Origin of the sequence: Mesorhizobium sp. M1322 (assembly GCF_040318085.1) — a bacterium.
GTDB lineage: Bacteria > Pseudomonadota > Alphaproteobacteria > Rhizobiales > Rhizobiaceae > Mesorhizobium.
Genome location: NZ_JAMYLP010000023.1, coordinates 1 through 12,015, shown reverse-complemented (window position 1 = coordinate 12,015; position 12,015 = coordinate 1). Strand labels below are relative to the sequence as shown.

Sequence of the window (12,015 nt, the reverse complement as noted above, 5' to 3'; positions counted from 1 at the left end):
CTTCGCATAAGTTCTTGAACCATATAACTTGTCTTCGGATTGAGGGGTATCAGGAGGGCTTTTGGCGATCGCTGCCGGCAGCACGACGCGTCTATGGACGCTTGTCGCGAAGGAGTTCTGGCGCAAGACGCGCCGGCGCCTGCGTGCCGGGCCTATCTATCGCTGGCGCTACTCCGGCCGCACGCCGGAACGCGTGTTGATCGCTCCGCCGGACCTGCGCCTGGCCGACCCGCAGATTGCGCTCGAGATCTATTATGGTCGCTATCCGCTGTCGGGGCATCTGGTCGAGACCGGCGGCAAGTCGCCCTTCCAAATCGCCGTGGCCAATCCCGGCTGGCAAAAGGCCCTGCACGGCTTTCGCTGGCTGCGCCATATGCGCGCCGCCGGCACCGAGCTTGCCGCAGCCAATGCCCGCGCGCTGGTCTCCGACTGGATCACTATTCATGGCAGCAACATTTCCGGTGTCGCCTGGGAGCCCGGCACGACGGCCAAGCGCGTTATTGCCTGGCTGCAGCATTCCTCGGTAGTGCTGCAGGGTGCTGAATTTCCCTTCTACCGGGCGTTTCTGAAATCGCTGGCCATGCAGATCCGCTATCTCAGGGCGATGGCACGCGAGATGCCGGACGGCAAGGACAGGCTGCGCGCCCGCATCGCGCTTGCCTTTGCCGCTCTGTCACTGCCGGCGCCGCCATCGGCGCTGCGCGGTGCAACCCGCAACCTTGCCGAGGAGCTCGACCGCCAGATTCTACCGGATGGCGGCCATATTTCCCGCAATCCGATGGCCGTGCTTGAAATTCTCGCCGACCTTCTGCCGCTGCGGCAGACTTATGCCAATCAAGCCGAAACGCCGCCGGCGGCGCTGATGGGCGCCATCGACCGTATGCTGCCGGCGTTGCGCTTCTTTCGCCACCAGAACGGCAGCCTCGCCCGCTTCAACGGCATGGGTGCGACTATCCACGACCGCATCGCCACCATTCTGCGCCACGACGACACCGCCGGCGCGCCGTTGCTGCACGCACCGCATTCGGGCTACGAGCGTCTCTCCATGAGCGGCGTCACCGTGATCGCCGATACCGGTCCGCCGCCGCCCATCGATGTTTCCAACGCGGCGCACGCCGGATGCCTGGCCTTCGAGCTGTCTTCAGGCCGCCAGCATTATGTCGTCAACGCTGGCGTCGACACCTACGGCGCCGCCGAATTCCGGCCGCTTGCCCGCGCCACGGCGGCCCATTCGACCGCCACCATCAACGACACCTCGTCAGCGCGTTTCAGCCACTCGCTGCGCGTCAACGATCTGCTCGGCACGCCGTTGATCGGCGGCCCGCAGCATGTGCTTTGCAAGCGCACCGACCAGCAAGGCAGCCAGGGTTTTCTGGCTCGCCACGACGGCTATGTCGCGCGCTTCGGCTTCCTGCATGAGCGCGAACTGAAATTGTCGGCCAACGGCAATGTGCTCGCCGGTAAGGATCGCATTCTGCGGCCGGGCGGCGCGGCCATCCGCAACAACGGTCGCGATTTCGTCACGGTGCGCTTCCACATCCATCCCGACATAGGCCTGCTCCAGGACGAGCACGGTCGCCTGGTGCTGACCGCCGATCAGGCCGACACGTGGGTGTTCACCTGCACCGAGGTGACGCCCGAGGTCGAGGAATCGATTTATTTCGCCGGTCTTGGCGGCCCGCGCCGCAGCCGGCAGATCGTGCTGGCCTTCAAGGCATCGGAGGTTTCCGAAGTCCATTGGCAACTGACGCGGACGGTGATCGCCGTCCTCCGGCAAAAAGCTGAGACTGCGGTTAGCCTCGCAGTTTGATTTCCAGGCCTCATGTGCTACGGCGCGCGGACACTTTCCCAACCAGCCGTGAAAGGCCGCCAGCCCATGGCCGTCGCCGCCAAGAACATCCCCGCGCCCGACCTCGTTCCCGTTCGCCGCGCGCTGCTTTCCGTCTTCGACAAGACCGGGCTCATCGATTTCGCCAGGGCGCTGGCCGCGGCCGGCGTCGAGCTGGTCTCCACCGGCGGCACGGCAAAGGCGATCGCCGAGGCAGGCATGGCCGTGCGCGACGTCTCCGACCTTACCGGCTTTCCCGAGATCATGGACGGCCGCGTCAAGACGCTGCATCCGTCCGTGCATGGCGCGCTGCTCGGCGTGCGCGACGATCCCGAACACGCCGCGGCGATGCGCGATCATGGCATCGAGCCGATCGATCTCGTCGTCTCCAATCTCTACCCATTCGAGGATGTCCGCCGCTCCGGCGCCGCTTACGCCTCGATCGTCGAGAACATCGACATAGGCGGCCCGGCGATGATCCGCGCCTCGGCCAAGAACCACGCCTATGTCGCCATCGTCACCGATCCCGAGGACTATGCCTCGGTGATCAACGCCCTGGAGATGAATTTCGGCTCGCTCTCGCTGGATTTCCGCAAGAAGCTGGCGGCCAAGGCGTTCGCCCGCACCGCCAGCTATGATGCGGCGATCTCCGGCTGGTTCGCCGAAGCGCTGGAGATCGAGCACCCCACCTGGCGCGCCTTCGGCGGCAGGCTGGACCAGGTGATGCGCTACGGCGAGAACCCGCACCAGAGCGCCGGCTTCTACGTCGATGGCGACAAGCGGCCGGGCGTCGCGACGGCGCGCCAGCTTCAGGGCAAGCAGCTTTCCTACAACAACATCAACGACACCGATGCCGCCTTCGAACTGGTCGGCGAGTTCGACCCGGCCCGCTCCGCCGCCGTCGCCATCATCAAGCACGCCAACCCGTGCGGCGTCGCTGAGGGCGCTTCGTTGAAGGCGGCCTACGCCAAGGCGCTTGCCTGCGATCCGGTCTCGGCCTTTGGCGGCATTGTCGCGATGAACCGTACCCTTGATGCCGAGGCCGCCGAAGAGATCGTCAAAACCTTCACCGAGGTCATCATCGCGCCGGGCGCCTCGGAAGAAGCTATCCGCATCGTCGCCGCCAAGAAGAATCTGCGCTTGCTTGTCACCGGCGGCCTGCCCGATCCGCGCACGGCCGGCTCCATCGTGAAATCCGTTTCCGGCGGGTTGCTCGTCCAGGGCCGCGACAATGCGGTGGTCGATGACCTCGACGTGAAAGTGGTGACCAGGCGGGCGCCGACTCCGACCGAAATGGCCGATCTCAAATTCGCCTTTCGCGTCGCCAAGCACGTCAAGTCGAATGCCATCGTCTACGTCAGAGACGGTGCCACCGTCGGCATCGGCGCCGGCCAGATGAGCCGGGTCGATTCCTCGCACATCGCCGCGCGCAAGGCGCTAGACGCGGCCGAGGCTGCCGGTCTGGCCGAGCCGCTGACCAAAAATTCTGTCGTCGCCTCGGATGCCTTTTTCCCGTTTGCCGACGGGCTTTTGTCTGCGATCGAAGCCGGCGCCACCGCCGTCATCCAGCCAGGCGGCTCGATGCGCGACGACGATGTCATCGCCGTCGCCGACGCGCACGGCATCGCCATGGTGTTTACCGGCGTGAGGCATTTCAGGCATTGATTGCTATGCCGGTGTAGAGGCGTTCTGAGAATTCGCTCCGCTGAGCCGGATGGCGTGGTTTTCGAGAACCGGAGCGGAGCGGACATTGAGTCCGTGAGCACCGGAAGCGCAGAAAATCGCGTCAGGCGACCGGCGGAGTAGAATTATCGAACGTCTCTCACTCCGCCGGCCGGTTGTCGGCCGGATACGGCGTGCGGACCAGGATCGCCAGGCCGACGCCGAGGAACAGCACGATTGCCGCCATGCCTAGCCGCGACGAGCCGCTGGCCAAGGTGATCGTGGCCACTATGAATGGCGCAGCAAAACTGGTCGCCCGCCCGGCCAGCGCATAGATGCCGAAATAGCGGCCTGATTCGGCAGCGGTGACGCTGCGCGCCATGTAGGAGCGCGACGATGCCTGCACCGGCCCGAAGGCAAGCCCTATCAGCAGACCAAAGAAGAGGTAGGCTTTTTCCGCCGGTGTACCGAACAACCCGCCGCTATCGGCTCCGGGCATCATCCAGGCACCGAACAGCGTGTAGCCCGGCCCGGTCGAGACGATGCCGATCGTGGCGATGCTGAGCAGGACAAGCGAGATCATCACTATGGTCTTGGAGCCAAGCGCCACGTCGAGGCGTGCGGCAACCAGGCAGCCGACGATGGCGACGACGTTGAGGATGATGCCGAACAGGCCGATCTCGGTGATCGACCAGTGGAACATCGCCGCCGCAAAGGCACCGCCCAGCGCAAGCAACGCATTGACGCCATCCTGGTAGACCATGCGGGCGACGAGAAAGCGGAAGATGCCGCTGCGCTTGCGTATTTCACCCAGCGTCGATTTCAGTTCCGACAGTCCCTCGCGCACCGCCGGTCGAAGGGGAATGCCCTTCGCGGCATCCGGTGTGAAAAAGAACATTGGCAGGATGAACAGGAAATACCAGGCCGCTGACAGGGGTCCGGTCGCCCGTGCGTCCTCGCCGAGTTTCGGATCGAGCCCGAGGACCGGGTCGAGGCCGACGATGGTCTTGCCGGTTTCCGGTGAACTGGCCATGAAGGCGACGACGAAGATTAGAGCAATCATGCCGCCGAGATAGCCAAGACCCCATGCCATATTCGAGATTCGGCCGATTTCGCTCTTCGGCACCAGACGCGGCATCATCGAATCGTTGAAGACGGTCGAGAATTCCGCCGCGACCGAGGCCAGCGAGAAGAACAGCACGACCAGGAAAAGGTTCGAACCGGGAGCAGCGAACCACAGTAAGCAAAGACTGGTGATCTTGATCGCGGCGAAGAGTGCGATCCACGGTTTTCGCGGGCCGGTCTGGTCGGCGATCGAGCCGAGGATCGGTGACAGCACGGCGATCGCCAGACCCGCCGCGGCGATGCCGTAACCCCATGCCGCCTGGCCCGTTTCCGGATCACTCGCCATGCGCGAGACGAAGTAGGGCCCGAAGATAAAGGTGGTGATGACCGTGAAGAATGGCTGTGCTGCCCAGTCGAACAGCATCCATCCCCAGATGCCGCGTTCCGGCGCTCGCTGCACTGCTACCTCGGCCATATGCCCTCCCACGAACGGCGCCACGAACCAGGGCGCCGCGCCGCTCTATAGCGCAGTTCCTGCCAGCAATCCCGCGCGATGTGGAAAACTTCTCACAGCGCCGTCAGGTCGCTGATCAGCCCCGATGCCACCGACAGCCTCGACACGGTGATGTCGCCGCCCTCGGTCAGCGCCTGCAGCCGCTCGCGGATGCGCCCGACCCTCTCGCCGCCGGCCTCCAGCCATGCCGCCACCGGGTCCGCCGCGTTGGCATGGCCGGTGAGCGCCGCCACCGCGATGCCGCGCCTGGCCGCGCCGATCGTGTCGGTGGCGCGGGAAAGCGCCAATTGATCATAGTAGTCGGACGGCGCGATCGAGCGCGCCGCATCCTCGACGCGCGGAATACGGAACGCATCGCTGACCGCGAAAAACGCCTGCGCAGCGACGACAATGTCGGCGTTCGCCGTTCGGGCCGTCAGCGCGATGTCAGGGACGACGCCGGCCACATCGGTCAGCGCCAGCTGTTCGGCCAGCTTTTCGGGCGCGCCGCCCTTGGCCAGACCATGCCGCCGTTCCTCGATCCGCTCGCGCGAGAAGGCCGGCAGCAGCGAAACGAGCTTCGGCTCCAGTGCCTTGCGCGCGTCCTGCAATTCGGTGATCCGTTGGCCGAGCGGTGCGATGCCGGTATCGTTCTTGAGATACCAGCCGCTGGTCACATAGATAAGCCGGCTAACGGCCTGATAGAGGTCGAGCTGCACCTGTCCGTCGATCTGGTTGTCAAGCGCGTCGATCTGGCGATAGAGCGCCAGCAAGCCGAAGCCGTCGCGCACCACGGCGAAGGTCCGGACCACGTCGGCCGCACTGCGGCCGGTTGCTTCCTGCAGCCTGTTGACGAAGGATGGGCCGCCGCGATTGACCAGATCGTTGGCGACGACACGGGCGATGATTTCTCGGCGCAGGCGATGGCCATGGATCTCGGCCGCGTATTTCATCGCCATCCGGTCCGGAAAATAGCCCATCAGGTCACGGTCGAAATGCGGATCGTCCGGCACGTCGCTGGCGACGATATCGGAAAACAGCACGATCTTGGCATAGGCCAACAGCGCGCCGAGTTCGGCCCTGGTCAGCGGCTCGCCCCGCGCCTCGCGCTCCGCAAGGGCTGCCGGCGACGGCAGAGCTTCGACATTGCGGTCGAGCAGACCGCGCGCCTCGAGCGCTGCCATGAAACGGCTCTGATGGGCGATGTCGGCAAGGCCGCGCTTGCGGGCAAGGGACAGCGACAGCGTCTGCTCGTAGTTGTTGGACAGCACCAGCGCGCTCACCTCGTCGGTCATCTCGGCAAGAAGCTTGTTGCGCGCTGGGCGGGTCAGTGCCCCTTTGCGCATGGCTGAAGCCAGCGCGATCTTGATGTTGACCTCGACGTCGGAGCAGTTGACGCCGCCCGAATTGTCGATGGCGTCGGAATTGCAGCGCCCGCCATTCAGCCCGAACTCGATGCGGGCCCGCTGCGTCGCGCCGAGATTGGCGCCCTCGCCGATGACCTTGGCGCGCACTTCGAGCGCGGTCACCCGAATAGCATCATTGGCGCGATCGCCGACATCCTGGTTGGTTTCCGTCGATGCCCTGAGATATGTGCCGATGCCGCCGAACCATAAAAGGTCGACCGGCGCCTTGAGAATTGCGCTCATGATCTCGACCGGCGAGGCGGTCGTCTTGCCGAGGCCGATCGCCGCGGCCGCGGCCGGCGGCAGCGTGATCGATTTCTGGCTGCGCGAGACGATGACGCCGCCTTCGGACAGTTTCGTCTTGTCGTAGTCCTGCCAGCTCGAACGGGCGAGGGCGAACATGCGCCGGCGCTCGGCCATCGAAGCCGCCATGTCTGGAGCGGGATCGATGAAGATGTCGCGATAGTCGAAGGCGGCGATCAGCCGGGTCTGCTCGGACAGAAGCATGCCGTTGCCGAACACATCGCCCGACATGTCGCCGACGCCAACGACGGTGAAGGGCGTGGTCTGGATGTCGCGGTTCATCTCGCGGAAATGCCGCTTGACCGCTTCCCAGGCCCCCTTGGCGGTGATGCCCATCTTCTTGTGGTCGTAGCCGGCCGAGCCGCCGCTGGCGAAGGCGTCGTCGAGCCAAAAGCCATGCTTCTCGCTGATGGCATTGGCGGTGTCGGAGAAGGTCGCCGTGCCCTTGTCGGCGGCGACGACGAAATAGGGATCGTCCTGGTCGCGCCTGATCACACCGGCTGGCGGTATGACGCCGTCGAGGCCGATATTGTCGGTGATCGACAACAGGCTGGAAACGTAATTCTTGTAGGCGGACGCGCCGGCTTCGAAGATGGCGTCGCGGCCGGCGCCCATCGGCAGCTTCTTCGGATAGAACCCGCCCTTGGCGCCAACCGGCACGATCACCGCATTCTTGACCTGCTGTGCCTTGACCAGACCGAGCACCTCGGTGCGGTAGTCCTGCGCGCGGTCCGACCAGCGCAGACCGCCGCGGGCGACCGGGCCGAAGCGCAGATGCACGCCCTCGACCTCGGAGCCGTAGACGAAGATCTCCCGCCACGGCCGCGGCGCCGGCAGGCCGTCGACCGCCTGCGAGTCGAGCTTGATCGCCAGCGACTGGCCCTTCTCCTTCAGATCGGGAACGAAATGATTGGTGCGTAGCGAGGCTTCGATCAGGTTGAGGTAACGACGGATGATGGTGTCGTCATCGATGTTGGGAACCTCTTCCAACGCATCCCTGATCTTGGCCTTGAGGTGCTTGGCCGCGACCACCCCTTCCGTCTCCGCCGTCGGTCCGAGGCGGGCGACGAACAGCTCATGCAGGCCACGCGCGATCTCCGGATAGCGGTTGAGCGCGGCGGCAATGAAATCCTGGCTCTGCGGGATCCCGGCCTGCTGCAGATAGCGGCCATAGGCGCGCAGGATGGTGACCTCGCTCGACCACAGGCCGGCGGTCTGGGCAAGGCCGTTATAGCCGTCATTGTCGATGTCGCCGCGCCAGACGGAAAGGAACGCGTCCTCGAACAGCGCGCCGCGGTCGCCGAGGTCGATCGGCTTGCCGTAGCTGTTTTCAAGCTCCATGTCGTGGATGAAGACCATGCCCGGCTGATCACTATTGATCATGCCGGAAGCCTCGTCCCCGACCTCGAAGGTGCGCTCGCTGATAACGCGGAAGCCGATGTTCTCCAGCACCGGCACCCGCCGCGACAGCGCCACCGGGCTGCCATGGTGATAGATCTTCAGCGCCGCCTGATGCGGTTCCTGGTTGGCATGACGATAGTAGTCGATGGCGATCGGATTGGCCGCGCTGATCCTGGCGATGCGCCCGGCATCGGCCAACGCCTCCGCCGGCGAGAAGCTGTCGCGATAGCTTCCCGAGAAGCGCGAAGCGATCGCCGTGAGCGCCGCATCGGCGACGGTCTCGGCCGCGGTCTCGCGCAGAATGTCGTCCCAGGTCCGCACGATGGCGCGGATCGCTGCCTCGATCGTCGTCTGGTCGACCTTCGGCGTCCTGCCGCCGGAACGGCCGATGATGAAATGGACACGAGCCAGCCCGCCTTCCGGAAAGGCGGGGTAGTAGGCCGACAGCCGGCCTTGGAACACCGTCTTCAGATAGGTGCCGATCTTCTCGCGTACGACGCTGTCGTAGCGGTCGCGCGGCACGAAGACGAGGACCGAGACGAAGCGGTCGAACTGATCGGCGCGCACCAGCGCTCTGACGCGCGGCCGCTCGATCAGCCCCAGAATGGCTTCAGCGTGCTTGCGCAGGATCGGCACTGGAACCTGGAACAGCTCGTCGCGAGGATAGCTCTCCAGCACGTTGATCAGTGCCTTGCCGGAGTGATCTTCAGGGTTGAAACCGGATTTGGCGATGATCGTTTCAGCTTTCGACCTGAGATAAGGGATCTTCATCACCGAGCGCGTGTAGGCGGTCGAGGTGAACAGGCCGACGATGCGCAACTCGCCTGCAAGCACGCCCTTGGCGGTGTAGGTCTTGACGCCGATGTAATCGAGATAGATGCGGCGATGTACGGTCGATTTGGCGTTGGCCTTGGTGACGATCAGCGGTTCCGGCCCGTGCAGGAAGGCGCGGATTTCCGGCGTCGTCGACACCGCTTCGGTGCCGCGCCGCAGCACCAGCACGTCGGGATCGGAGAGGATGCCGAGGCCGGGCTTTTCCGTGCGCTCCAGCATGCCGCTCTTCTCGCCGCCGGTATATCTAAACTCGCGCATGCCGAGGAAGGTGAAGTTGTCGTCGCGCAGCCATTCGAGGAAGGCGATCGCCTCAGCGACGTGGGCCTTGTCGAGCGGCACCGGAGCGTAGCGGAACTCGGAGATTGCCTGGTCGAGGCGGGCCAGCATCGGCTTCCAGTCGGTGACGGCGGCGCGCACCTGGTCCAATATTTTTTTCAGCCGCCCAGCCAATGCGTCGGCCTGCTCGGCCGAAAGACGGCCGATATGGACGTGGATGACGCTCAGCCGCTCATGACTGTGATCGCCCTTGGCAAAGCCGCCATCGCCGAGGATTTCGTCGACGCCGCTCTTGCCATGCCTGACGACGATGACCGGGTGGGTGACCAGCAGCGGTTCGCCGGCGCTCTCGGTGATCTCGCCGAGGACGGAATCGAACAGGAACGGCATGTTGTCATTGACAACGGTGATCACCGTCATCGGCCTGCCCTGGCGGACGACACCGGAATCGAGGTCTATGGCGACGACGCAGTCGCCCTTCTTGTGCCTGACGACGGCGCGTCCAGCGAGATCGGCGGCGCGTTCGAGAGCGGTGACCTCATAGGCGGCAACATCTTCGGCCGGCGCTCGGGCGAGCAGGTAATCGGCAAGCCTGGCGGGTTTCTCGCTGCCCTTGGCCGTGCTTATCTTTTTCAACTGGCTTGCAGATTTCAGGCCGGCCATGTCGCTAAATCCCTCCCGTCATATGTTTTATAACTATGGTAGCAGATGACCGATATTGGCGACAAAGATTTGACCGCTTGCGACGAAATGTCGGAATTCGGCGGCAAATCACCGACGAACAAGGAAAAACAGCCCATGGCCGGAAAAATCACTGCACTTGACCTCGCACCCGCGGAACTCAGCGAAGCGACAAAAGCCTATTTCGCCAAATGCGAGGAAAAGCTCGGCCTCGTTCCCAACGTGCTTTTGGCCTACGCTTTCGACGAGACGAAGCTGCGCGCCTTCACCGATATGTACAATGATCTGATGTTGGGCCAATCCGGCCTGTCCAAGCTGGAGCGTGAGATGATCGTAGTCGCCGTCTCCTCAATCAACCATTGCTACTATTGCCTCGCCGCCCATGGCGCGGCGGTGCGCCAGCTTTCCGGCGATCCGGCTTTCGGCGAGATGATGGTGATGAATTTTCGCGCCGCCGAGCTTTCCGCTAGACAGAAAGCGATGCTTGAATTCGCGGTGAAGCTGACCGAGCAGCCGGGCAAGATCGTCGAGACCGACCGTGCCGCGCTGCGTGAGGCCGGCTTTTCCGATCGCGACATCTGGGACATCGCCTCGACCGCCGCCTTCTTCAACATGTCGAACCGGGTGGCGGCGGCGGTCGACATGCGGCCGAACGATGAATACCACGCGATGGCAAGGTGAGGTGCGAGTCAACCGAACAGGATATATTAGCTATTGCGCATTCTCGTTGCTTGTTTGCCGGTTTGGCCCGATGATCGCCCTGCGGCATGACCGCAGCCCGGTTGATGCCGCCGATCAACGGAGGAGAACATGGCGAAATTTCTCTATGTGTATCATGGCTCGGGCAAGATGCCGACCGACGAGGCAGAACGGCAAGCAGCGATGGATGCCTGGAACGGCTGGTATGGCAAGCTTGGCTCGGCCGTGGTCGACGGTGGCAATCCGGTCGGCATGTCGAAGACCGTGCTGCCGGGCGGCAAGGTCGAGAACAATGGCGGCAGCAATCCGACCGCCGGCTACACAATCATCGAAGCGAAAGACATCGACGATGCCGTCGACAAGGCCAAGGATTGTCCTATCCTGAGGGACCCGGGTTTCAGCGTCGAGATCGCGCCGATCATCGAGATGATGTGACGTTCTTTCCGAACCGAAGGTCCGCGAAGCAAAAACCGGTTGCCATTTTCGATGACGCGGTTCTTCGGTTCGGGATTATGCGCTATGACCGCGCCGCGATCGCCGCCGCGGCGCCGGCCATGGTGCTGGCGCTGACGCGGTTTGCAATCTTCATTGCGCGCTTGCTCTTCAGCAGTTTTCGCGCCTGCGCTGCCGCAAGCACCCAGGCCAGATCGATGGCGACCAGAACCACGGCCATCGTCAGCGTCAGCTCGACCCAGCCGACGACCGTCACCGAGGCGAGATCGATGATGGTCGGCAGCAGCGCCAGGTAGAACATCATGATCTTGGGATTGCCGAGCGTCACCGCCATGCCGGCAAAGAACAGTTTAACGGCCGACTCCTCGCGCGGCATCTCGCCCTCGCGCGCCTCGACCGGGGCTGTCCACATCTTCCAGGCGAGATAGGCGAGATAGGCGACGCCGACCCATTTCAGCACGACAAAGGCGAGATGGAAGGTCTGCGCCACCACCGCCAGCCCGAATACCGCCAGCGACAGCCAGATGCCCTCGCCGATCCACATGGCGAGCAGGAACGGGAACACATCGCGAAAACCCTTTGCGATGACCCGTGCCACCAGAGCGGCGATCGAGGGGCCGGGCGAGCCGGCGGCGACGAAAAGGGCGGCGGCGAAGATCAGAAGCGAGGTGACGTGCATGTGAGTGCCTTCGAGCGTCAGAGAGCCAAGGATATCCGATCGGCGGCGATTTGGCACCCTGCAGACTGCAGAGAACTTGCCCTCTGAAGAGTCGTCGGCGCTGCCCCTCATCTGGCTGCCGCCATCTTCTCCCCGTGAACGCAGGGCTGTCCGGGGAAAGTTATTCATATATGAAGGCCATCTGATTGGGAGAGGCTCGGTCTTTTGGTCGGCTTGGATTGACCGGTGGCGGCTT

The 12,015-nt window shown here is 63.9% G+C and carries 7 protein-coding genes; 4 read left to right on the top strand and 3 right to left on the bottom strand.

Annotated elements, in window-relative coordinates; translation table 11 throughout:
• Positions 1-61 precede the first annotated feature (61 nt).
• A complete protein-coding gene (locus NKH12_RS11510; protein WP_352953219.1) occupies positions 62-1,810 on the top strand; it encodes a heparinase II/III family protein in 1,749 nt (582 codons plus the stop codon).
• Between the two features lie 66 nt (positions 1,811-1,876).
• A complete protein-coding gene (gene purH / locus NKH12_RS11505) occupies positions 1,877-3,493 on the top strand; it encodes a bifunctional phosphoribosylaminoimidazolecarboxamide formyltransferase/IMP cyclohydrolase (RefSeq protein WP_352953218.1) in 1,617 nt (538 codons plus the stop codon).
• A 157-nt stretch (positions 3,494-3,650) separates the two neighbouring features.
• Here the strand turns inward: purH and NKH12_RS11500 are convergent, their stop codons facing one another.
• Together NKH12_RS11500 and NKH12_RS11495 are read right to left on the bottom strand one after the other, a co-directional pair.
• The gene (locus NKH12_RS11500; protein WP_352953217.1) at positions 3,651-5,030 is read right to left on the bottom strand and encodes an MFS transporter; all 1,380 of its coding nucleotides are present in this window, start codon (positions 5,028-5,030) and stop codon (positions 3,651-3,653) included.
• 92 nt (positions 5,031-5,122) lie between these two features.
• Positions 5,123-9,931, bottom strand: coding sequence for an NAD-glutamate dehydrogenase (locus tag NKH12_RS11495; protein WP_352953216.1), 4,809 nt, complete (start codon positions 9,929-9,931; stop codon positions 5,123-5,125).
• A 135-nt stretch (positions 9,932-10,066) separates the two neighbouring features.
• Here NKH12_RS11495 and NKH12_RS11490 point away from each other — a divergent pair, with 135 nt between their 5' ends.
• Positions 10,067-10,630, top strand: a complete 564-nt coding sequence (locus NKH12_RS11490) for a peroxidase-related enzyme (RefSeq protein WP_352953215.1) — start codon at positions 10,067-10,069, stop codon at positions 10,628-10,630.
• 129 nt (positions 10,631-10,759) lie between these two features.
• On the top strand, positions 10,760-11,083 hold the full coding sequence (locus NKH12_RS11485) for a YciI family protein (protein WP_352953214.1): 324 nt from the start codon (positions 10,760-10,762) through the stop codon (positions 11,081-11,083).
• 82 nt (positions 11,084-11,165) lie between these two features.
• Here the strand turns inward: NKH12_RS11485 and NKH12_RS11480 are convergent, their stop codons facing one another.
• Positions 11,166-11,780, bottom strand: a complete 615-nt coding sequence (locus NKH12_RS11480; protein WP_352953213.1) for a LysE family translocator — start codon at positions 11,778-11,780, stop codon at positions 11,166-11,168.
• Positions 11,781-12,015: the final 235 nt, after the last annotated feature.